This is a genomic window from Stenotrophomonas sp. YJH_SMC_12-1 (assembly GCF_059370935.1).
Genome location: NZ_JCAFUD010000002.1, coordinates 486,343 through 509,174 on the forward strand (window position 1 = coordinate 486,343; position 22,832 = coordinate 509,174).

Here is a 22,832-nt window from a genome sequence, read left to right on the forward strand (position 1 = left end):
GCCGGGAAGAGGGCGCGTATTGTGCGCCAGCACGGGGCATGACGGCACGCGCACGGAAAGCTGTACGCCTCGTTCAGGATCAATGCGGTATCATCCCGCTCTGAGCGAGTGAAATCTCCTCCGACCGAGCAGCGCCAGGGCACGCGATAAGAAGGGCGCCCAAAGCGCGGACCATCCCTTTTTTATCGCACTGCCAGGAAGACGGCAGTGCCTTCGGAGTTCCCCATGTCCCAAGATTCCCAAGCGCCGCTGCAGTTCGCGCAGCTCGGCCTGTCCGAGCCCGTGATGCAGGCGGTCACCGCCATCGGCTACGAAACCCCGTCGCCGATCCAGGCCGCCACCATCCCGGCGATGCTGGAAGGCCGCGACGTGCTGGGCCAGGCCCAGACCGGTACCGGCAAGACCGCCGCGTTCGCGCTGCCGGTACTGTCCAACATCGACCTGCAGCAGATCAAGCCGCAGGCCCTGATCCTGGCGCCGACCCGCGAACTGGCCATCCAGGTCGCCGAAGCGTTCCAGTCCTACTCGTCGAAGATCCCGGGCTTCCGCGTGCTGCCGGTGTACGGCGGCCAGCCTTACGGGCAGCAGCTGTCGGCGCTGCGCCGTGGCGTGCATATCGTGGTCGGTACCCCCGGTCGCGTGATCGACCACCTCGACCGCAGCACCCTGGACCTGTCCGAGCTGAAGACCCTGGTGCTGGACGAAGCCGATGAAATGCTGCGCATGGGCTTCATCGACGACGTCGAAGCGGTGCTGAAGAAGCTGCCGGAGCAGCGCCAGGTGGCCCTGTTCTCGGCCACCATGCCGCCGCAGATCCGCCGCATCGCGCAGACCTACCTGCAGGACCCGGTGGAAGTGACCATCGCGGCCAAGACCACCACCTCGGCCAACATCCGCCAGCGTTACTGGTGGGTGAGCGGCATGCACAAGCTGGATGCGCTGACCCGCATCCTGGAAGTCGAGCCGTTCGACGCGATGATCATCTTCGCGCGCACCAAGGCCGGCACCGAAGAACTGGCCAGCAAGCTGCAGGCCCGTGGCCTGGCCGCTGCCGCCATCAACGGCGACATGCAGCAGGCCCAGCGTGAGCGCACCATCGCCATGCTGAAGGAAGGCAAGCTGGACATCCTGGTCGCCACCGACGTGGCTGCGCGCGGCCTGGACGTGGAGCGCATCAGCCACGTGCTGAACTACGACATTCCGTACGACACCGAAAGCTACGTGCACCGTATCGGCCGTACCGGTCGTGCCGGCCGCAGCGGCGAGGCGATCCTGTTCGCCACCCCGCGCGAGAAGGGCATGCTGCGCCAGATCGAGCGCGCCACCCGCCAGCCGATCGAAGAGATGCAGCTGCCGAGCGTGGAAGCGGTCAACGACACCCGCATCAACAAATTCACCACGCGCATCACCGAAACCCTCGGTGCCGGCGGCCTGGACTTCTACCGCCAGCTGCTGGAGCGCTTCGAGAACGAGCAGAACGTGCCGGCCATCGAGATCGCCGCCGCGCTGGCCAAGATGCTGCAGGGTGACACCCCGTTCCTGCTGCAGCCGCCGGTGCGTGCCCCGCGTGAAGAGCGCGCCCCGCGCGAGCGTTTCGACCGTGGCGACCGTCCGGAGCGTGGCGATCGCTTCGACCGCAACGAGCGTGGTCCACGCTTCGAGCGTGGCCCGCGTCGCGACGACGCCGAAGGTGGTTTCGAGCAGCGTCCGCGCCGTGAGGTTCCGCCGCGTGGTGCACCGGAGCAGGGCATGGAGACCTACCGCATTTCGGTGGGCCACCAACATGGCGTGAAGCCGGCCAACATCGTCGGCGCCATCGCCAACGAAGCGGGCCTGGAAAGCCGATTCATCGGCCGCATCGACATCCACGACGACTTCTCGCTGCTGGACCTGCCGGCACAGATGCCGCCGGACGTGCTGTCGCACCTGCAGAAGGTGTGGGTGTCCGGCCAGCAGCTGCAGATGCGTGCGCTGGCTCCGGGTGAAGACACCAACCCGGCCCCGCGTCCGTTCAAGCCGCGCTTCGACAAGCGTGGCCCGGGCGGCCCGGGTGGTCCGCGTCGTGGTGGCCCGGGTGGTCCGGGTGGCCATGGTGGCGACCGCGGCGGTGACCGCGACAGCCGCCCGCCGCGTCGTGACGGCTTCAAGCCGCGCGGCCCGCGCAGCTTCTAAGCCGCACCCGCATCCGTCCATGACAACGCCCGCCCCCGGGCTGGCGTACAGGAAAAGGGGACGGAGGGGATTAAGTCGTAAATGGCAGGCCATGCGCTTATGCCGAAAACGACTTAATCCCCTCCGTCCCCTTTTTCGCATGGCCCACACATTGCCGGTCATAGGCTGGGCCGGTTCCAAGGCAGGTTGTCACCGCAGCACATTCGGGGGGATCCGGGATGGGTAGAAGTGGCACGGACCAGCAGAGCCGGCGGGTGCCGATGACCCGTGGGCTGGGATTGCGCTTTGCGTTGTTGACGGGCATGGCGATCGGGTTGGTCGCGTTGTCCGCGTTGATCCAGGAACTGCAGGCAGCCTCGACGGCCTGGATTGCCGGCCAGGGGTACTGGTCACGAGGACAGCAGGATGCAACCGCTGCGCTGAGCCGCTACCTGGCGCGTGGCCATGCCCAGGACCTGGATGACGCGCGCCAGGCGCTGCGGATTCCATTGGGCGATCTGCAGGCCCGGCTGGCGCTGGAACAGGCGGTACCGGACGAGGAAAAGGCCAGGCAGGGCTTCCTGCAGGGTGGCAACGCGCGCGCCGATATCCCACGCCTGGTGTTCTCGTTCCGCTATGCACGCGACATCGGTGCATTCCGGGAAGCAACCACGCTGTGGCGACAGACCGACGATGATCTGTTGGCCATGCAGCGGCTGGTTGCCGAGCTGCAGTCGGGGCACGCCCAGGGCGTGCTGCCAGCGGCGGACCGCGATCGGTACCTGCAACAACTGCGTGATCTGGACCGGCGGCTGCAGGTGCAGGCGCAGGCATTTTCGCAAGCCTTGCTGCGCATGGCCACGATGGTACGGATCGCCACGCTTGTGGTCGGCGGGTTGTCGGTGCTGGCGATCAGCCTGATGGCGGTGGCCCTCGCGCGCCGCGTCGGCAAGGACCTGACCGAGCATGAAAGCCGCTTCCGTGCGGCCTTCTACCAGGCCAATGTCGGCATGCTCAAGCTCGACACCGACGGCAAGGTGATCGAAGCCAACCAGGCGATGGCCGACATCCTCGACTACCGACGCGACGTGCTGCTGCAGATGTCGCTCGGCGATCTGTTGATGGAAGGCGAACTGGTCATCGATGGCGTCGGCCGCATCGACTGGGACCGGCAGCTGCGGCCGAGTGAACTGCGCTTCTGCCGCCGCGATGGCAGCCTGGTGTGGGGGCGCTGGAGTGGCACCGGCGTGCGCAGCGCGGGAGGCGGCCTGTCGGTGTTTGCGATCATCGAGGATGTCAGCCAGAACCATGCATTGGCACGTGAGATCGAGCATCACGCCAGCCACGATCCGCTGACCGGCCTGATCAACCGCCGCGAGATCGAGCGGCTGCTGGAGCGTGCGCTGCTGCAGGTACGCAGTGATGGCGGTACGCATGCGCTGTGCTACATCAACCTGGACCACTTCAAGCTGGTCAACGACAGCTTCGGCCATGCCGCCGGTGACCAGATGCTGCGCAGTTTCGCCGACTATCTGGTGGCGGCCGTGCGTGACGGTGACTGGGTCGGCCGCCTGGGCGCCGACGAGTTCGCCGTGTTCCTCGCCCATGCCGGGCAGGACGAAGCCAAGCGGGTGCTGCAGCGGGTGATCCGCAACCTGGGCCAGGCCACGTTCCCGATCAGCGAGGGCAGCCCGCAGCTGAGCTGCAGCATCGGCGTGGTCGAGGTCAGTGCAGATGCGCCGGACGTGAACTGGTTGATGAGTGCTGCCGACAGCGCCTGCTATGCCGCCAAGCAGGCCGGGCGCAACCGCGTGCACTGCTTCAATGAGAACCGCATGGCGCGCTGGAGGAGCGGCGGCAGGAGGCCGAGCGCCTGCAGGGCGTCAGCCTGGCGATGGCCGAGAATCGCATGCTGCTGTATGCACAGCGCATCGCCCGCGTTGGCGATCCGTCCTACCTGCACTACGAGGTGCTGGTGCGCATGCGTGGCACCGATGGCAGCCTGCATCTGCCCGGCCAGTTCATGCCGGCGGTGGAGCGCTATGGCATGGCGGTGGCGCTGGACCGGCACGTGCTCGGGCTGCTGTTCCGCCACCTGCAGGTGTGCCCGGCGCACGTGCGCCAGCTGGGCCTGTGCAACGTCAACGTGTCCGCGCAGTCGATCGCCGAGCCGGGATTCCTCGCCTTCGTCTGCGACCTGCTCGAGCGCAACCGCGCGCTGGCCTCCAAATTGTGCTTCGAGATCACCGAGACCGCGGCGATCAGCAACCTCAGCCAGGCCCGCGCCTTCATCGATGCGGTGAAGGCACGGGGGTGCCGGATGGCGCTGGATGACTTCGGCTCCGGCCTGTCTTCCTTCGGCTACCTGCGCCAGTTGCCGGCGGACATCCTGAAGATCGACGGCGCCTTCGTGCGCGACATGGATACCGACCCGGTCAGCCACGCCACGGTGCGCGCGATCAGCGAGCTCGGGCGCGAGTTGCAGATGGAAGTGGTGGCCGAGTGGGTGGAGACCGCCGAGGTTGCCGGTGCGCTGACCCGGCTTGGCGTGCAAGGGCTGCAGGGCTATGCCATCGAACGGCCGCAGCCGCTGGAGCGGCTGACCCTGGTCGATCTGCGCCCGGTACGGCTGGTCGCGGTGAAGGGGCCGCCGGCGGCTGGCTGAACCGCGGGCGCCGACTTTGGTCTACACATGCGTGGCGTGCCCGGCTGCGATAATGCGCGCCAGGGGCGGCGCGCAGTGGGCGCGGACGTAAGCAGGAACAGGACGTGGCGTGGGCGGCAGGCAGTGGCGGTATGGAACAGGAGCGGTGCTGGCCGTCCTGATGGTGTGGTTGGCGTTGCCGTGGCCGCTTCAGGCTGCAGAGGCCGTGCCGGGCCATGATTATCTCCTGGTCGGCGGCGCTACCGACGAGCCGACGCCGCACCGCGCATGCACGCCGGAGATGCTGTCCGGCGCCCGCCAGCAGGTGCTGGTACCGGCTCCGCCGCAGGGCTGGTCAGGCCAACCGCAGGCGCTGGACGTGTTCAACGTCTTTGCCGGTGAAGTGCGCGTCCAGCATGGCGACCGCGAGATCTGCGGCAACATGCACGACGCGCGCACCCGCGATTCACGTTTCCGGGCTGGCATCGGCCTGGTGGCGGTACCGCCGGCCGGCAGCCATGAGCCGTTCCTGGTCTCCTGGCAGACACCGCTGAAGGCACGTTGGGTACCGACCCTGCGGCTGGGCGCGCCCAGCCCGGTGCAGCAGAACGACACCGCCCGCCTGCTGGTGCGTGCGGCCTGCATCGCGGTGGCGATTGCGCTGGCGCTGTCGGCGTTGATGGCCTTCCTGACCACCCGGGACCGCAGTTTCCTGGTCTACATCGCCGGCACCACCGTGATGGTGCTGTGGCAGGCCATCCTCGGCGGGCTGAGCGGCTATCCGGAACCCTGGCTGCCGGTGGGCGAGCACGGCGCCTGGTGGCTGCTGGCGCTGACCGCTGCGACCCAGGCACTGGTGCTGCCGGCGCTGTGGCGGCTGAACGGAGGCGACCGCGTGCTGCCTCGATCGCGCCCGGCCCAACTGGCGGTGTTGTGGACCCTGATGGCGCTGGCCGTGCTGGTGCCGTGGCTGCGCTGGGAGCATCTGGCCTGGGTCGCGAAGGGCTTGCAGGTGTCCTATCTGTCCGGATGTGGCCTGGCACTGATGGTCGGCGTCTGGGCACGCTGGCGCGGCGACCGTTGGGCACAGGCGGGTCTGGCCGCGCTGGCACCGATGCTGGTACTGATCATCGCCGATGCCTGTGGTGCGGCGTGGCTGCTGGAATACCGGGTGGAGGCGCTGCAGCTGGCGGTGACCTGGCTGTTGATGATGGCCGCGTATGCGTTGAACCAGCGGCTGGGCCGGCTGCGCCAGCAGCGTGATGAACTTCGCCAGCTGGCCGAGACCGATGGCCTGACCGGGCTTCCCAACCGTCGCGCCGGACTGCAGCAGCTGGCCCGCCATCTGGAACGGGTGGACCGTGAGCGCGGCCCGTTGGTGATCGGCTTCCTCGACATCGACCTGTTCAAGGACATCAACGACCGCCACGGCCACGCAGTGGGCGACCAGGTGCTGGTGGCGGTGGCGCGTGCCCTGCGCGCGGCGGTACGCAGCCAGGACGAAGTGGTGCGGATGGGCGGCGAAGAGTTCCTGCTGCTGATGCCCGGCATGCCGCGCGAGGCGGCGTCGGCGCGGCTGGACCGCCTGCGCCAGCGCATCACCGAGGCTGGCCAGGCCCTGCAGGTGCCGGGGCTGGAGGTGACCGCCAGCATCGGCCTGGCGCAGTGGCGACCGGGCGAGGACGATCTGGCCGGGCTGCTGCGGCGCGCCGACCATGCCATGTACGTGGCAAAGCGGGCGGGCCGCAACCGGGTCTTCGACGGTGAGGAGCTCGATCCGCCCGCCCTGGCGTGAAGCGCAGCGGGCGGCGATGCCGGATAATGGGCCGATGACCACCCGACTCAACAAACATATCGCCGACACCGGCTTCTGCTCCCGCCGCGAGGCCGATCGCCTGATCGCCGCGCGCCGCGTTACCGTCAACGGCCATCCGGCCGGTACCGGCGCGGTGGTGGGCGAGGAAGACCAGGTGCTGGTCGACGGCCAGCCGCTGCGCGCCCGCGTGGCACGCAAGCCCGGCGCCCGCCGCCACGTCTACATCGCACTGAACAAGCCGGTAGGCGTCACCTGCACGACCGAAACTTCGGTCAAGGGCAACATCGTCGACTTCGTCGGCCACGAACAGCGCATCTTCCCGATCGGCCGCCTGGACAAGGAATCCGAGGGGTTGATCCTGATGACCAGCAACGGCGACATCGTCAACCAGATCCTGCGCGCCGAAAATGGCCACCAGAAGGAATACCTGGTGGCGGTGAACAAGCCGGTCACCGATGAGTTCCTGCGCGGCATGGCGCGCGGCGTGCGCATCCACGACCAGATGACGCTGCCGTGCAAGACCTCGCGCATCGCCAAGTTCGGCTTCCGTATCACCCTGCAGCAGGGCCTGAACCGGCAGATCCGCCTGATGGCCGCCGAATTCGGCTATCGCGTGACCCAGCTGCGCCGCGTGCGCATCGACAACATCAAGATCGGCGCGCTGAAGCCGGGCCAGTGGCGCAACCTGACCGAGCAGGAACTGCAGGGCCTCCTGCCGAAGCAGCTGGACTGGTAACGCGCGGTAGTGCCGGCCGCTGGCCGGCTGCTCCAAGCATCGAATGCGCGCGGGATGCCGGCCAGCGGCCGGCACTACCCGTTGTGCGGATTACGCGCCGGCATCAGCTAGACTTTGCAGTGACCTGCCGGAACGTGACGCTGCATGATCAAGCCCGACAAGCCTGCCAACGAAGCCCTTCGGCTCGAGGCGCTGTACCGCTACCGGATCCTTGATTCGCAGCGCGAGAAGTCATTCGACGACCTGGTGGCGATCGCCAAGGCGGTCTGCGGTACCTCGATGGCGGCGGTGACCCTGATTGACGTCGAACGGCAATGGTTCAAGTCGATCCAGGGCATCGACGCGGCGGAAAACCTGCGCAGCGAATCGATGTGTGGCCACGCCATCCTGCAGCCGCACCAAATCATGGTGGTTGAGGATGCGTTGCAGGACATCCGCTTCCACGACAACCCGGTGGTGACCGGCGACCCGCACATCCGCTTCTACGCCGGTGCGCCGCTGATCAGTTCCGATGGCCTGCCGCTGGGTACGCTGTGCGTGTTCGATGCACAGCCGCAGCACCTGCCCAGCGACAAGGCCGAGGCGCTGGCCGCGCTGTCACGGCAGGTGATGCTGGTGATGGAGCTGCGTCGTTTCGCGCTCGACATCCAGAAGCACATGCTGGAACGCGATGACTACGAGCGCCTGCTGTCGGAGTACCAGGACGTGCTGCTGGCGCAGAATGCCGACCTGGCCGAACAGAGCCGCACCGATGCGCTGACCGGCCTGCCCAACCGCCGCGCGATGGCAGCGGCACTGGAAGAGGCGGTTGCGGAGATCGATGGGCAACCGGGAGTAGCCTGCGTGGCCCTGCTGGACATCGATCATTTCAAGCACATCAATGACTTCCAGGGCCACGCCACCGGCGACCGGGTACTGGCCGAGCTGGGCGTGCTGCTGCGTTCGCATTTTGCCGGCCGTGGCATGGCCGCGCGCTATGGTGGCGAGGAGTTCGTGGCGGTGATGCCGGGCGCTGATCTGCGCACGGCCGAACTGCAATGCGAGTTCCTGCGCCTGGCCGTGGCGGATCTGCCGCTGGGATTCCCGGTCACGATCAGCATTGGTGTGGCCCAGCACCAGCCCGGTGAAAGCGTGGATGAGATGCTGGCGCGCGCCGACAAGGCGCTGTATCGGGCCAAGGGCAACGGTCGCAACCGGGTGGAGCTGGCGGGCTGAAACACGGCGGTTCGCGCGCTGAACGCATGCGACGCGTGGATGATTCGATGCCGCTCCAGTAGATCCACGCCATGCGTGGATGCTCTTCCCGTTTTACTTGGCGTCGCAGCTCCTGCGATCAGAACCGGCCAGCATGACGTCCCTGTTTCCACGGACACCAGCCATGCTGCAGACCCTGGCCATCGCCCACTATCGCTCGCTGCACGGGCTGGTACTGCCGCTGCAGCCGTTGAACGTGGTCACCGGTGACAACGGCAGTGGCAAATCCAGCCTGTACCGCGCGCTGCGCCTGCTGGCGGAAACCGCCCAGGGCGGCGTCGCGGCGGTGCTGGCCCGCGAAGGGGGACTTGGTTCGGCGCTGTGGGCCGGCCCCGGATCCATCGATCGCCGGGTCGCGGCCGGCGAGATCCCGCTGCAGGGCGGGCCCCGGCAGGCGTCAGTGGGGCTGAAGCTGGGATTCACCACCGACGAGTTCGGCTATGCCATCGACCTGGGCTACCCGCCACCCAGCCGTTCCGCGTTTGCGCTGGATCCGCAGATCAAGGCGGAGGCGATCTGGGCCGGGCCGTTCCTGCGCAGCGCCAACCTGCTGGTCGATCGCCGTGGGGCAATGGTGCGGCAACGCCATGCGCACGGCTGGGATCTCGTGGATGACCGGTTGTCACTGTTCGACAGCCTGTTCACCCAGGTCGGCGATCCGCAGCGCATGCCGGAAACCATCGCCCTGCGTGAGTACATCCGTCGCTGGCGCTTCTACGATCATTTCCGCAGCGACGCCGATGCCCCGGCGCGACAACCGGCGATGGCAACGCGCACGCCGGTGCTGCATCACGACGGCCGGGATCTGGCGGCGGCCTGGGTGACCATTCTCGAGATCGGAGATCCGGTTGCGTTGGCACGCAGTGTCGATGATGCCTTCCCCGGCGCCACGGTCGGCTTCGAAGAGCTGGACGGTCGACTGGCCCTGCGATTCCATCAGCCCGGGCTGCTGCGGCCGTTGTCGATGGCCGAATTGTCTGACGGTACCCTGCGATTCCTGCTGCTGGCCGCGGCACTGCACACGCCGCGGCCACCGCCGCTGCTGGTGCTGAACGAGCCGGAGACCAGCCTGCATCCGGACCTGCTGCCGGCGCTGGCGCGGCTGATCATCGCCGCCAGTGCGCGCAGCCAGGTGTGGGTGGTGTCACACGCCAGCCGGCTGATCGCGGCGTTGGAGCAGGCGCCGGGCTGCCACTCGCTGCATCTGCACAAGGAACAGGGCCGCACGCTGCTGAGCGGGCAGGGCCTGCTGGATGCGCCGGCCTGGCATTGGCCGCAGCGTTGAGACATCGATCCGGATCCGGCAGATCCACGCCATGCGCGGATGCACTCAATCGGCGATGTTGCGTGCCTCGGCCGTGCCAAGGATTTCCGGGTGCTGCACCGGCTTGCGGCGGTTCAGCAGCGGATGCAGGAACACCGCGCCGACAATGATGGCCACGCCCAGGTAGAACCACGGCGTGACCTCGTGCTGCTCGCGCAGCAGCACCACCGCCAGCACCACCGCATAGACCGGCTCCAGGTTGGTCACCAACTGCACCGTATAGGCGCTCAGGTGGCGCAGTGCGACCAGGGCCAGGGCGAACGGCAGCAGCGTGCAGAACCCGGCCAGCACCAGCAGCAGGATGCTGTCGTGCAGATTCGGGACCACCCACAGCGGGCTGGCCAGTGCTGGCAGCAGGTAGGGCATCAGCGGTGCCAGCAGGGTCAGGGTGAGGGTGCCGGCACCCAGCTCCAGGGCGGTGACCGTGAGCGGATCGGCGTGGCTGACCATGCGCTTGTTGAGCGAGCCGAACACCGCCACCAGCAGCGCCGATATCGCGCCGATCAAGACACCCAGGCGCATGCCATCGGGCACGCCACCGACCACCAGCGCAACACCCGGCAGCACCGCCAGGCCGAACGCCAGTTCACGTAGCTGGAACGGCCGCTTGGCGACCCAGGGTTCGATGATCGAGGTGAACACCGGGGCCAGTGCAATGCAGGTGGCGGCCACCGAGGCATTGGCCAGTTTCACCGCGCCGTAGAAGGTCAGCCAGTGCAGGGCGACCAGCGCACCGATACCGGCGTAACCGGCCACCAGCCGCAGGGGCAGGGTGCGCAGCCCGCGCCAGACCCGCGGCAGCAGGGCCAGCATCGCCGTCACCAGCAGCATGCGCCACCACACCAGCGGCAATGCGGGCAGGGTGATCAGCTTGCCGAGGATGGCGGTGACGCCCCACAGCAGGACACAGAAGTGGATCTGCCACAGCGCTTTGCGGGTGTCGGGTGTGCTCATCCGCCTATTGTGAGGCAAGGCGAACGTCGCAGCGCTACCCGCGTGCGGGATCGCTGCCCTGGCCAACCCGCCGCTGCAGGGCCATCGCCGCCGCCGGGTTGCGTGCCTTGCCCGCGCCGATGCACAGCAGGTAGACCTCGCGCGGGGTTTCCGGAGCTGGCGCGGCCAGGCAGGGCAGGTCATCCACTGGTTCACCGCATGACCAGCGGCGTGCGCGTTCGGCCCAGCGCTGCTGCACGGGCGCCGGCAGGCCCTCGTTCAAGCGGGCCTGGCTGCGCTTGATCCGCGCATAGACGAAGCCGGCACTGACATCGCCGTGCAATGGCGCCTCGTCGCTATCCTCGATCACCAGCGCCACGCCGTGGCGGCGGGCGGCGTCGACCAGTGCCGGGCCATGTGCCTCGGCGTTGCGGACCTCCAGCGCATGCTGCAGCGGCACCCCGTCCAGATGCTTCGGCAGCTGTGCCATCAGCCGTTCCAGTGCTTCGGCGTCGGCCGGATGCCGTGGATCGAACTGCCACAGCAGCGGGCCCAGCCGGTCACCGAGCGCGGTCGCCGCCTGCAGGAAGGGCGCGGCCGCCTCGACCGTGCTGGACAGGTCGCGGCGCTGCACCAGGTAGCGTGGCGCCTTCATCGAAAACCGGAAGCCTTCCGGCGTTTGTGCGGCCCACTGCGCGCACTGCGCGGCGGTGGGCGTGCGGTAGAAGGTGCCGTTGATTTCGATGCAACGCAGGGCACGGCTGGCGTGGGCCAGTTCTTCACGCTGTGGCAGGCCTACGGGGTAGAAAACGCCGCCGCGCCATTCGGGAAACACCCAGCCACCGATGCCGCAGCGGATCGCTCCGGCGGTCACTGGCCGTGGTCCGCGCGCCACGGGTCGTAGCTGCCGAACCACCACAGGTAGCCTTCCGGGTCGGCGCAGGCATAGCCACGGCCGCCGTAGTCCTGGTCGGCGATGTCGATGACGATTCGGGCACCGGCGGCCTTGGCCCGGGCGTAGTGCGCGTCGGCATCGGTGACGATCACGCAGGCACTCTGCGTCTGGCGGCCGCCGACCTCATCAGGCATCGCCGCATGCTCGCTCCACGCGCTCTGGTTGCTGGCCGAGCCCAGCATGATCATGCCGGTGCCGAAGGTCAGCTGCGCATGGAACACCGTATCGCCATCGGCGTAGACGGCCTGGGCATGGAAGCCGAAGGCGCGCTGGAGCCAGTCGATGGCAGCCTGCGCATCGCGGTAGCGCAGGCACGGAATGATGGTGGAGCCGCTGCTCGGTTGGCCGTTCTCGCCCATGACACCCCTCCTATGGCACAGGGCAGGGTGCAACGCAGAACGTTACCATCCCGCGAAACCCCGGTGACGGCCTGCACATGGCCGCCACCCCTGTTCGGAGATCGTGCTGGATGAAACCCTGGATTGGAGGAGCCGTGCTGCTGGCGTGCACGACCATGGCGAGCGCTGCCACCCCGGCGCAGCTGCAGGAGCTGGATGCAACCGTCGAGCGCGTGCGCGCGCAGTTCGACGTGCCCGGCATTGCGGTGGCGGTGGTCAAGGATGGCGAGGTGGTGCTGGAGCGCGGCTGGGGCGTGCGCGAGCAGGGCAAGCCGGAACCGGTGCAGGCCGATACGCTGTTTGCCATTGCGTCCAACACCAAGGCGTTCACCGCCACCTCGCTGAACCTGCTGGCCGAGGACGGCAAGCTGAAGATGGACGACAAGGTGATCGACCACCTGCCGTCGTTCCGCATGTCCGATCCGTTCGTGACCGGCCAGATGACGATCCGCGACCTGCTGTCGCATCGCAGCGGACTGAGCCTGGGCGCCGGTGACCTGTTGTTCTGGCCGACCACCTCCTACAGCAATGCCGAAGTGGTGGAACGGCTGGGCAAGGTGCCGCTGAAGGGTGGATTCCGCGAGGGCTATGCGTACGACAACATCCTGTACGCGGTCGCCCAGCAGGTGATCGAGCATGTTTCCGGCATGAGTTACCAGCAGTTCCTGCAGACCCGCATCTTCGACAAGGTGGGCATGGCCGGCACGCGCTACAACGCCGATCACCTGAAGCCGGGCGACAAGGCCGCGGTCGGCCACGCCAAGTACGATTTCAAGGACCTGCGTACCGTCGCGCCGCTGACCTGGTCGAACAATGCCGGCGCCGGCGGCATCTATTCCAGCGCGCACGACATGGCGCGCTGGATGCAGGTGCAGCTGGCCGAAGGCAAGCTGGCCGACGGCACGCCGTTGTTCTCCGAGAAGAGCCAGCAGCAGATGTGGCGGATGATCACGCCGCAGTCGATCCCGGCGCCGAGCGTGCCGGAGCTGGCACCGGCGCGGGCCAACTTCGCCGGCTATGGCGAAGGCTGGAGCCTGAGCGACTACCGCGGGCAGAAGCTGGTCTGGCACACCGGTGGCTGGCCGGGCATGGTCTCGCGGCTGACCCTGGTACCGGGCGAGAAACTGGGCGTGGTGGTGCTGACCAATCAAGAAGTGGGCGCGGCGTTCAATGCGATCACCCTGAGTGTGCTCGATGCCTACCTGGGCGGTGAAAAGCATGACTGGGTGGACGCCTATGCCAAGGCCGTGGCCAAGGGACAGGACAAGGCCGACGAGGCGTGGGCCAAGCACCAGAGCGCGCGCGACAAGGGCAGCAGGCCGTCGCTGGCGCTGGCCGGCTACACAGGCACGTTCCGCGACCGCTGGTATGGCGACATGCAGGTCAGTGCCGAGGGCAAGGGACTGCGCCTGCGCTTTGCCAGGACCGCGCAGCTGAGCGGTCGCCTGGAGCACTGGCAGCACGACACCTTCATCGTGCGCTGGGACGACCGTTCGCTCAACGCCGACGCGTTCGTGAACTTCAGCCTGGACCCGGACGGCAAGGTGCGCGAGGTGCACATGCAGCCGATTTCCGACCTGACCGATTTCAGTTTCGATTTCCAGGACCTGCTGTTCACCCCAGTGAAATGACGCCGCCGGGCGTGGCCCGGCGCTGACGTTTGACGAATCCGATGGGTAGTGCCGGCCTGCGGCCGGCAACCTCATGATCCCCGGATGCGTCACAAGGTTGCCGGCCAGCGGCCGGCACGACCGCAGCCGCAGCGATCGTCGGCCGGCGTACACATGCGGCATGGGATACTCCGCCAGCTAAAGATGGCGAGGGAATGCGATGTTCCGTTGGTTTGAATCCCTGATTCCGGTGTTCCCGCCCGTGGACGGGCGGATGCCTCCGCGCAAAGTGCTGCCGTTCTACCTGCACTACCTGCGCCCGGTGTGGCCGGTGCTGCTGGCCACGCTCATCGCCGGCCTGCTGCTGGCGCTGGTGGAAGTGGCGATGTTCGATTACCTGGGCCGCATCGTCGACATGGTCGCCGAGCAGCCCGGTGCCGACTTCTTCAAGCGCCATGCCAACGACCTGGGCTGGATGCTGTTCATCACGGTCATCGCGCGTCCGATCCTGGTCGGCCTGCACAACCTGCTGGTCAACCAGGCCATCGTGCCCGGCCTGAGCAACCGCTCGCGCTGGTTGATGCACAACTATGTGGTGCGGCAGAGCCTGAGCTTCTTCCAGAACGACTTCGCCGGCAGCGTCGCCCACCGGGTGATGCAGACCGGTACCTCGCTGCGCGAGTCGGCGGTGCAGATGGTCGATTCGCTCTGGTACATCGTGGTCTATACCGGCACCGCGCTGTACCTGTTCGCGCAGGCCGACTGGCGGCTGATGGTGCCGCTGATCCTGTGGCTGCTGGCCTATGCGGTGATCATGGTCTACTTCGTGCCGCGCGCGAAGGAACGGGCCTGGATTGCGTCCGAAGCGCGTTCCAAGGCGATGGGCCGCATCGTCGATGGCTACACCAACATTCCCACGCTGAAGCTGTTCGCCCATGGCGGGCGCGAGCAGGCCTACGTGGCCGAGTCGATCCAGGAACTGGCGGTCAAGCACCGCGCGCAGACCCGGGTGACCACCGGCATGGACCTGACCATCGCCATCGTCAACGGTTTCCTGATCGCCGGTACCTGTGGGCTGGCGCTGTGGCTGTGGAATGGCGGCCACATCACCGTCGGTGCGATCACGCTGGCGACCGGCCTGGTGATCCGCATTCACAACATGTCCGGCTGGATCATGTGGACCATCAACGGCATCTTCGAGGACATCGGCACGGTACAGGATGGCATCACCACCATCGCCCAGCCGCTGACCGTGCAGGACCGCGAGGATGCAGTGCCGTTGCAGGTGACCCGTGGCGGCGTGCATTTCCAGGACATCCACTTCCACTACGGCAAGAAGGGTGGCGTGATCGCAGGCCTGGACCTGGTGGTGAAGCCGGGCGAGAAGATCGGCGTGGTCGGTCCTTCGGGGGCCGGCAAGTCGACCCTGGTCAATGTGCTGCTGCGCCTGTACGACCTGGAAAGCGGCCGCATCCTGATCGACGGCCAGGACATTGCGTACGTCACCCAGGAAAGCCTGCGCCAGCAGATCGGTGTGGTCACCCAGGACACCTCGCTGCTGCATCGCTCGATCCGCGACAACCTGCTGTACGGCCGTCCAGACGCGACCGATGAGCAGCTACGCGCTGCGGTGGCCAAGGCACGTGCCGAAGCCTTCATCGATACGCTGGTGGACGGGCAGGGGCGTCGTGGCTACGACGCACATGTCGGCGAGCGCGGCGTGAAGCTGTCCGGCGGCCAGCGCCAACGCATCGCCATTGCCCGCGTGCTGCTGAAGGACGCCCCGATCCTGGTGCTGGACGAAGCAACCTCGGCACTGGACTCGGAAGTGGAAGCGGCGATCCAGGACAGCCTGGATGAGCTGATGGGCGGCAAGACGGTGATCGCGATCGCGCACCGGCTGTCGACCATCGCGCGCATGGACCGGTTGGTGGTGATGGACCAGGGACGCATCGTGGAGACCGGCACCCATGCCGAGCTGATTGCGACCGGTGGCCTGTACGCACGGTTGTGGGCGCGACAGACCGGTGGATTTGTTGCTGCCGATCAATGATCGCTTCGGGGGCGGATCCCTTTCCGCAGGAAAGGGCTCTGACCCCAGCGTGTTTCCGGAGACCTGCATGATCCGCCCCCTGCGCTCCCTGTTGCTGGCACTCAGCCTGGTTGCCACGGTTGCCACGGCTGCGCCGGCACCCATGGACGGCGACCAGCTCGAGCAGGTCGTCCTGCTCAGCCGTCACAACCTGCGCGCGCCGGTGGTAGCCTCCGGCGCGCTCGCCAACGCGACGCCCGAGACCTGGCCGCGCTGGGAGGTGGCACCGGGCGAGCTGACTACCAAGGGAGGCGTGCTGGAGGTCTACATGGGCCGCTACATCGCCCAGTGGCTGCGCCAGGCGCAGCTGTTGCCGGTGTCGGGTTGCCCGCAGGAGGATGACTTCCACGCGTACGCCAACAGCCTGCAGCGCACCCAGGCCACCGCGCAGTTCTTCGTTGCCGGTGCTTTCCCGGGCTGCCATGTTGCGGTCGAACAGCGCATGCCGCTGGGCTCGATGGATCCGTTGTTCGATCCGGTGATCCGCCGCGACGACGCGGCATTCCGCACGCGCGCGCTGGAGTCAATGCAGCGAGCGCTGGCCGCAGTGGACCTGGCACCGGCTTTGTCCGTGGTGGAGGAGATCACCCGCTATCCGCAGTCGGCGGCATGCAAGGGGCACAGCGACTGCCATCTGGCGCTGGCCGATACCACCTTCAGTACGGAACCGGGCAAGGAGCCTCGCGCGTCCGGATCACTGGCGCTGGCCAGCGGGCTGGTCGATGCCTTGTTGATGGAGCACTACCGGGGCAGTGGCATCCCCCGCGAAGGCTGGGGCCGGTTGACCACCGAGGCGCAATGGCAGGCGCTGGCGAAGATCCGCAACCGCTACCAGGACATCCTGTTCGGAACGCCCGAGGTGGCGCGTGATGTGGCCGCTCCGCTGCTGACAAGAGTGAATGCGTTGTTCGACGACCCGGCGTCGCCGAAGGCGACCCTGCTGGTCGGTCACGATTCCAACATCGGCTCGGTGCTGGCGGCGTTGGGAATCAGCGACTACAGCCTGCCGGGGCAGTACGAGAAGACACCGGTCGGTGGCCTGCTGCAGTTCGAACGCTGGCGTGATCGCCACAGCGGGGTGGAACGGATCCGCCTGGCCTACGTCTACCCGACCACCGCGCAGCTGCGCGATGCGCTGCCGCTGGCCAACGCGCAGCCGCCGGGCCGCGTCGTGCTGCGTGTGCCGGGGTGCGCGGCTCAGGAGTGCACCGTCGCCGAGTTCCAGCGCCTGCTGCATCCGAAAGCCCGCTGAGGCGCGCTGCTAACGCAGCGGCGTGCGCACGATGCCATGCGTGGCCATCAGCGTAAGGTCGCCGCCCAGCCGTGGCGAGTGGAACGGTCCGCGCGCATGCGCGGCGTCGAACACGCCGCCGTCAGGTGAGCGCAGGCGGTAGAACTCGACCCAGCCGCTGGCCTGCAGGGGCAGCTGTGCAACGCCGGTGTGCTGGTTGAACCATGCAGGGTCCCTGCTGCCTTCGATGACCCGCCGCGCCAGGCGGTCGATCGCGTGGTTCCTGCTGGCATACCAGTCCTGGCCGCGCAGACGCGCCAGCTCGGCCATCATCACCAGTGGCGCCAATGCGTAGTCGTGGTAGTGCAGGGCCCGTTGCCCGCGGGCCATCTCCAGCGGCAGGCTGCCATCGTCCTGGATGTCATCGATGCCCTTCTGGAACGCGGCGTGGCCGGCCTGCCACAGGGCGTCGTCGTCGGTGGCCAGTCCGGTGGCCAGCACGCCCAGCCCGCCCCAGTAGTAGTGGTTGTTGCGGCGCCGTTTCGGATTGTCCCAGTACGCCAGATTGGCCCGTGCCAGCTTCTGCAGCCACGGATCGATACGCGCACGCTGCTGCGGGTTGGCCTGGTCATGCACTTTCAGGTAGGCCATCGCTACCGCATCGAGCATCCACTGCCGCATGTAGAACGACTGATCGTTGTTGACCCGGATCATCTGCCCGAGCATGGCGCCGTCGTCGGCCCACGCACCCAACCAGCCCAGCGTGCACTGTGCCGCTGCCGGGTCACTGGTGCGCAGGTAGTCATCGCTCATGCGCGCCACGTCGGCGGCATAGCGGTCCAGCGGTGCAGTGGCGTCCTTGTTCTGCTGCTGCAGTGCCGGGTCGATCACCGAGCCGACCTTGTCGGTGTAGTAGCCAATCGCGCGGATGTCCGGCTGGCCGGGCGGCGGCGCGGGGCAGGCGGCGAAGGCACTCGCACTGGCCAGCAGCGTGGGCAGCAGGGCGAGGCGCAAGGGGAGAGACATTGGAAACCGGCGGAAGGGGGAATCCGGCGAACGATGCGCCTGGCCATGTTGCCGGCATGTGATGCGGAGATGGCTTGGCGATCCCCCACATACAGATGGGCCCGGGTTTCCCCGGGCCGCTCCGCTTCAACTCACACCACCCCGATCACTCGATCGGCTGGTCCAGCATCAGCTGGCGTGCGAAACGCACCGGGGGTGCGCCGTAGGACAGTACCTGGTCGTGGTACGCCTTCAGGTTGAACTTGTCGCCCAGCTTCTCCTGCACCGCCTTGCGGGTGTCGAAGTGTTCCTGCGCACCGACGAAGTAGGTCGGTAGCTGTGCCGAGGTCAGCTGTGCACGCACCCACTTGCCCGCCGCTTCGCTTTCCTGCTGGAACGCGTCGTGGGTCATCAGGTGCATTGCCTTCTCGCGATCCCAGTTGTCCACGTGCACGCCCTGGTCGAGGATCGCGTTGGAGATCGTGCGCAGGTAGAACTTCAGCTGCACCAGGTGGAACAGCGGGTCGTTGTTGAGGTAACCCTGCTCCTGCATCATGCGCTCGGTGTAGACCGCCCAGCCTTCGGCGAACAGGCCTGAACGCAGCACCGCACGCAGGGTGGAGGGGAACTTGGCCGAATGCCAGCCTTCCAGGTAGTGGCCCGGGGTGCCTTCGTGGATGCTCAGCAGGTGGATCATGCGCGAGTTGTACTCACGCAGGAACGAGTCGACCTGCTTGTCGTTCCAGTCGTCCGGAATCGGCGACACGGCGTAGAAGGTCTTCAGGTTCTTGTCCAGCGGACCCGGTGAATCACAGTAGGCCACGGCCACGCCACGCTGGAATTCCGGCATCAGGATGATGTCCACCGGCGCGTCGGGCAGCGTCATCAGATCGTGCTCGCGCACGAACGCGGTGGACTGCTCCAGTGCGGCCTTGGCATCGTCGACGACCTTGTCGCGTGCCGGCTTGTCGGCGTAGGCCAGCTCCAGCGCAGCTTCAATGGCCTTCTGCTGCTGCTCGTCGGTCGGCTGGGCCGGCATCTCCGGCGCACCCGGCTTGTCCTTCAGCACGGTCTGCGCGATGCCGTACATGTCTTCGCGCACGCGCTTGAGTTCGGCGCGTGCACGCTCACCGATCTCCTGGCGCGACAGCGAGGAGCTCAGCGCGAACTTCAGCTTCTGGTCGTACTTTTCCGCACCGATGCGGAAGTCGCCCTTGGCATTCGGCACCAGGGTCTTGTCCAGCCAGGTCTGCTGCTCGTCCACCGCCTTCTTCAGGCCGTCGATGGCGGCCTGCAGGCGCTGCTGGTCGGCCTGCGGCAGTTCACCGATGTGCGGGGTGATGAAGGTATCGACGATGCTGAGGATGCCCTTGTTCTGCTTGGCCACCGTTTCGGCGTGGATCTTCGGCACCCGTGCCGGATCCAGGTTCTCGCGGGCCTGTGCGAAGATCGCCGGCAGCTTTTCCATGCGCGCGGTGGCCGACTTCAGGCGCTCCGGCAGCGGCGCGAACTCGCGCGCCATCAGGCCGTAGATCGCGCTGCCGGCAATGCCGTTGTACAGCTGCGGGTCCCACTTGCCGGACTGCAGCACTTCGGCGTTCCATATTTCCGACTGCAGCTGGTTGCGCAGGATCGCCGCGTCTACCTGGTTCTCGCGGCCCAGCTTGGCCACCTCGATCTTGTCCAGCTCGCCCAGCAGCGCCTTGTAGGCTGCCAGGGTCTTCTGCTGGCCGGCGGCACTGAGGTCGTCCAGCTCGCTGTCGTAGCGGTGGTCACCGATCTGGGTAGCGCTGACCGGCGACAGCTGCATCCAGGTGTCCAGGGCGCGCTTGGACAGGTCGGCGAAGGCGGCATCGACCGCCGCGTCACCGGCCTGCTGGCTGGTGGCCGGGGTGGAAGCGTTGGTCGGGGCGTCGGCCGGCTGGCAACCGGCCAGGGCGGCGACCAGGGCGAGGGCAAGAAGATGCGGGCGCATCGGCGTTCCTGTACGGGGTCAAACCCTGAGCATAGGGCCGCGTGGCTGCTTTGTCCCCGTGCCATAGGATTACCATGGGCGCAGACAAGGACCCTCCAAAGGAGCGCAGAACATGGAATACCAGGGAAGCTGCCATTGCGGCAGGATCGCATTCACCGTACAGGCCGGGGCGCCGATCAGCGACGTCATCGACTGCAACTGCTCGATGTGCCGCCGCCGTGGCAGCCTGCTGTGGTTCGCCCCGCGCGAAGCGTTCCAGCTGAGCACCGATCCGGCGGACGTGGCCACCTACCACTTCAACAAGGCCCACATCGACCATCACCATTGCCGCGAATGCGGCATTGCCCCCTACAGCGAGGCGGTGGATCCGCGCAGCGGTGTGCCGATGGTGGCGGTGAACGTGCGCTGCGTGCCTGCAGTGGATCTGGCCACGCTGGCGGTGACCTCCTACGACGGGGCCGCACTGTGAGGCCGGTGCGCGCGTGGACGTGCATGGCGGCAATGCCGGTGCTGCTGCTGGCGCTGGGCGCCTGCGCCAAGCAGGGCGACATGGCGGCGGATGCGGGCGCCACGGCGGCCGAGGCTGCCATCGCTTCACCGGAAGGCGCATTCCTCGCCTACGAACACGACGTGCAGGTGCAACTGGAAGCGGCGCAGATCGCACCGCGCATCCAGCAGGTGGCACAGGCCTGCCAGAGCGCGAAGTTCGGTGACTGCGCGGTGCTGCAGGTAGACCAGCGCAGCGGCGAGCAGCCCAGCGGCGAGGTCAAGGTGCGGATTGCACCGAAGGGCACCGAGCCGTTGATCGCGTTGGCCGGTGAGGGCGGCACGCTGGAGTCGCGCAACACGCGTGCCGAGGACCTCGCGCAGGCCGTGGCCGACACCGCGCTGACCAAGGCGCGGCTGGAGAAGGAACACGCGCGGCTGCTGGCCTACCAGGACCGCAAGGACCTGAAGATCGAGGACCTGATGGCGATCACCACGCGGCTGTCCGAGATCGAGGCGGGTGTCGAGCAGGCCAGCAAGGATGCCGCGCAGCAGCGCCGGCGCATCGATACCCAGCTGGTGACGATCCATTTCGATACCACGTCCGGCCAGCGCAGCCGCAGCGAGATCGGCGAGGCGCTGAGCGAGTCGGGCAGCATCCTCAGCACCAGCGTTGCGTTCCTGATCCGCGCCGTCGCCGCGCTGCTGCCGGTGGCGGTGCTGGCCTTGATCGCGGCCTGGGGTGTGCGGGCATGGTGGCGCCGCCGCCGTCGCAAGCTGCCGCCCAACCTCTGAGGTGGAGGCTGATGCCGGCAGCCCGCCGGCATCAGCCCTCGTCGGTCTCGTACTCGACGAACACATCCAGCTCCAGCGCCAGTTCCTGCACTGCGTCGCGCACCTTCTGCGCGGTGCTTTCATTGCCGACTTCCACTTCCAGCTCATGGATGCCCGGGCCGATGTCGTCGGACAGCCCGGCCGAGCTGGAATCGTCGTCGTCCATGTGCGGCATCAGATCGTCGGTTTCCTCGACATGCTCGATGCCCTCCAGGCCGAGCAGCAGGTCGCTGATGGCACGGGCGTCGTCTTCAGTTCCGGTGATGCGCAGTCGCAGCATGGCCATGGCGTAGGTACGTTGTGGAGTTGCCAGCAGCCTAGCCAGCGCCGGGCAAAGAACGGGTGAGGGTGCAGTCAGGCGCGTGTGGCCGGGCGCCCGAGCAGGCTGTCCGGCAATGCCGGAATCGGTGTGCGTTCGTCCTGCGCCTGCTCCAGCAGCCAGTCGATGAACAGGCGTGCGGCCGGGCTGGGCGGTTGCCCTTCGGCATGCACTACGTGATACGCATAGCGCGCCTTCAGTGCCGGGCCGGGCAGGCGCACCACCTCGTAGCGCTGCAGATAGGGCTGGGCGATGTGGGTGCGCGCCAGCACCGCGCCCATGCCATACACCGCAGCACGCATCGCATCGGTGCTGTCGGCGAAGGTGTGCATGGGTGGCAGCGGCGACGGCGTGCGCACGCCGGCGTGGCGGAACCAGTCGCGCCAGCCCTGCGGCGACAGGTCGGTGAGCAGCGGCAGGTCGGCGATGCGCGCCGGATCGACCAGCGTTTCGACGCCGGCCAGTGCCGGTGAGGCGACCGGGAACAGGTAGTCATCCATCAGGTGCTGCGCACGCAGGCCGGGCCATTGGCCCAGGCCGTAGCGGATGCCCACTTCCGGGCCGTTGTCGTCATAGCGATCCAGCCCGCTGCCGGTATGCAGTTCGATGCGGATGTGCGGGTAGGCCTGGGTGAAGCGCGGCAGCCGTGGCAGCAGCCAGCAGTAGGACAGCGAGCGCAGCGTGGTGATCCGCAGCGGCACGCTGTCGGCATCCGGCTGCAGGTGATGGGCGACGGCCGCGACATCGGTGAAGGCGGCGCTGGCGGCGTCGGCCAGTTGCCGGCCCTCGGCAGTCAGGCGCACGCCACGCGCGTGGCGCAGGAACAGGCGCACCTCGAGCACCTCTTCCAGGCGGCGCACGTGGTGGCTGACCGCGCTGGCGGTCAGGTGCAGCTCCTGCGCGGCCTGGGCGAAGTTCTGGTGGCGCGCGGCGACCGCGAACACGGCCAGTGCGGGTAGCAGGGAAGGGCGTAGCAGCATGTCGAGCCTCAAACCATATTTGTGGCTGGCAGCGATACTACGCGCTTGTGCGGCGGGCGTCTGCGCCTGATCCTGTCCGCCTTGGCGAG

17 protein-coding genes and 1 pseudogene are annotated in these 22,832 nt (G+C 67.5%); 11 read left to right on the forward strand and 7 right to left on the reverse strand.

Annotated elements, in window-relative coordinates; genetic code table 11:
- The first annotated feature begins 225 nt into the window (after window positions 1–225).
- The 6 genes and pseudogenes from AC5P8Y_RS05810 to AC5P8Y_RS05835 all read left to right on the forward strand — a co-directional run bounded on the left by AC5P8Y_RS05810 (window position 226) and on the right by AC5P8Y_RS05835 (window position 9,886).
- On the forward strand, window positions 226–2,172 hold the full coding sequence (locus AC5P8Y_RS05810; RefSeq protein WP_033835111.1) for a DEAD/DEAH box helicase: 1,947 nt from the start codon (window positions 226–228) through the stop codon (window positions 2,170–2,172).
- Between the two features lie 218 nt (window positions 2,173–2,390).
- Window positions 2,391–4,816, forward strand: a pseudogene (locus AC5P8Y_RS05815) (putative bifunctional diguanylate cyclase/phosphodiesterase).
- 109 nt (window positions 4,817–4,925) lie between these two features.
- Window positions 4,926–6,590 (forward strand): sensor domain-containing diguanylate cyclase, encoded by a 1,665-nt coding sequence (locus tag AC5P8Y_RS05820; RefSeq protein WP_033835113.1) that lies wholly within the window; start codon window positions 4,926–4,928, stop codon window positions 6,588–6,590.
- Window positions 6,591–6,624: 34 nt separating this feature from the next.
- Window positions 6,625–7,347: a pseudouridine synthase gene (locus AC5P8Y_RS05825; protein ID WP_005408708.1), complete on the forward strand. Its 723-nt coding sequence runs from the start codon at window positions 6,625–6,627 to the stop codon at window positions 7,345–7,347.
- Window positions 7,348–7,491: 144 nt separating this feature from the next.
- Entirely contained in the window at window positions 7,492–8,562 is a 1,071-nt protein-coding gene (locus tag AC5P8Y_RS05830) for a sensor domain-containing diguanylate cyclase (RefSeq protein ID WP_005412715.1), read from the forward strand.
- A 163-nt stretch (window positions 8,563–8,725) separates the two neighbouring features.
- Window positions 8,726–9,886: an AAA family ATPase gene (locus AC5P8Y_RS05835; RefSeq protein ID WP_049402231.1), complete on the forward strand. Its 1,161-nt coding sequence runs from the start codon at window positions 8,726–8,728 to the stop codon at window positions 9,884–9,886.
- Window positions 9,887–9,931: 45 nt separating this feature from the next.
- Here AC5P8Y_RS05835 and AC5P8Y_RS05840 read toward each other — a convergent pair whose 3' ends face one another.
- From AC5P8Y_RS05840 to AC5P8Y_RS05850, 3 genes are read right to left on the reverse strand one after another with little or no spacing between them, the layout of a single operon-like run.
- Complete coding sequence (locus tag AC5P8Y_RS05840; RefSeq protein WP_005408711.1) at window positions 9,932–10,879, reverse strand: DMT family transporter; 948 nt, start codon at window positions 10,877–10,879, stop codon at window positions 9,932–9,934.
- Window positions 10,880–10,913: 34 nt separating this feature from the next.
- The gene (locus tag AC5P8Y_RS05845; protein ID WP_049454693.1) at window positions 10,914–11,732 is read right to left on the reverse strand and encodes a DUF72 domain-containing protein; all 819 of its coding nucleotides are present in this window, start codon (window positions 11,730–11,732) and stop codon (window positions 10,914–10,916) included.
- Window positions 11,729–12,172: a VOC family protein gene (locus AC5P8Y_RS05850; protein WP_005408713.1), complete on the reverse strand. Its 444-nt coding sequence runs from the start codon at window positions 12,170–12,172 to the stop codon at window positions 11,729–11,731. Before AC5P8Y_RS05850 ends, AC5P8Y_RS05845 begins: the two co-directional genes overlap by 4 nt.
- Before the next feature lie 110 nt (window positions 12,173–12,282).
- Here AC5P8Y_RS05850 and AC5P8Y_RS05855 point away from each other — a divergent pair, with 110 nt between their 5' ends.
- The 3 genes from AC5P8Y_RS05855 (at window position 12,283) to agp (ending at window position 17,165) form a co-directional block, all read left to right on the forward strand.
- Window positions 12,283–13,842 carry a serine hydrolase gene (locus AC5P8Y_RS05855; protein ID WP_049402229.1) on the forward strand — a complete coding sequence of 520 codons (1,560 nt, stop codon included), beginning with the start codon at window positions 12,283–12,285 and terminating at the stop codon, window positions 13,840–13,842.
- 199 nt (window positions 13,843–14,041) lie between these two features.
- Window positions 14,042–15,874 carry a multidrug efflux ABC transporter SmrA gene (smrA, locus tag AC5P8Y_RS05860; RefSeq protein ID WP_049402228.1) on the forward strand — a complete coding sequence of 611 codons (1,833 nt, stop codon included), beginning with the start codon at window positions 14,042–14,044 and terminating at the stop codon, window positions 15,872–15,874.
- A 67-nt stretch (window positions 15,875–15,941) separates the two neighbouring features.
- Window positions 15,942–17,165 (forward strand): bifunctional glucose-1-phosphatase/inositol phosphatase, encoded by a 1,224-nt coding sequence (agp, locus tag AC5P8Y_RS05865; RefSeq protein WP_049402227.1) that lies wholly within the window; start codon window positions 15,942–15,944, stop codon window positions 17,163–17,165.
- Window positions 17,166–17,174: 9 nt separating this feature from the next.
- Here agp and AC5P8Y_RS05870 read toward each other — a convergent pair whose 3' ends face one another.
- Together AC5P8Y_RS05870 and AC5P8Y_RS05875 are read right to left on the reverse strand one after the other, a co-directional pair.
- A complete protein-coding gene (locus AC5P8Y_RS05870; RefSeq protein WP_049402226.1) occupies window positions 17,175–18,170 on the reverse strand; it encodes a polysaccharide lyase in 996 nt (331 codons plus the stop codon).
- Window positions 18,171–18,315: 145 nt separating this feature from the next.
- Window positions 18,316–20,124 carry a DUF885 domain-containing protein gene (locus AC5P8Y_RS05875; RefSeq protein ID WP_005408718.1) on the reverse strand — a complete coding sequence of 603 codons (1,809 nt, stop codon included), beginning with the start codon at window positions 20,122–20,124 and terminating at the stop codon, window positions 18,316–18,318.
- 112 nt (window positions 20,125–20,236) lie between these two features.
- Between AC5P8Y_RS05875 and AC5P8Y_RS05880 the strand changes: the two genes are divergently transcribed.
- Window positions 20,237–20,593: a GFA family protein gene (locus AC5P8Y_RS05880; protein WP_005412725.1), complete on the forward strand. Its 357-nt coding sequence runs from the start codon at window positions 20,237–20,239 to the stop codon at window positions 20,591–20,593.
- 23 nt (window positions 20,594–20,616) lie between these two features.
- Complete coding sequence (locus AC5P8Y_RS05885) at window positions 20,617–21,405, forward strand: DUF4349 domain-containing protein (protein ID WP_049402225.1); 789 nt, start codon at window positions 20,617–20,619, stop codon at window positions 21,403–21,405.
- Window positions 21,406–21,436: 31 nt separating this feature from the next.
- Here AC5P8Y_RS05885 and AC5P8Y_RS05890 read toward each other — a convergent pair whose 3' ends face one another.
- A complete protein-coding gene (locus tag AC5P8Y_RS05890; RefSeq protein ID WP_005408721.1) occupies window positions 21,437–21,730 on the reverse strand; it encodes a hypothetical protein in 294 nt (97 codons plus the stop codon).
- A gap of 68 nt (window positions 21,731–21,798) precedes the next feature.
- Window positions 21,799–22,743, reverse strand: a complete 945-nt coding sequence (locus AC5P8Y_RS05895) for a LysR substrate-binding domain-containing protein (protein WP_005408722.1) — start codon at window positions 22,741–22,743, stop codon at window positions 21,799–21,801.
- Window positions 22,744–22,832: the final 89 nt, after the last annotated feature.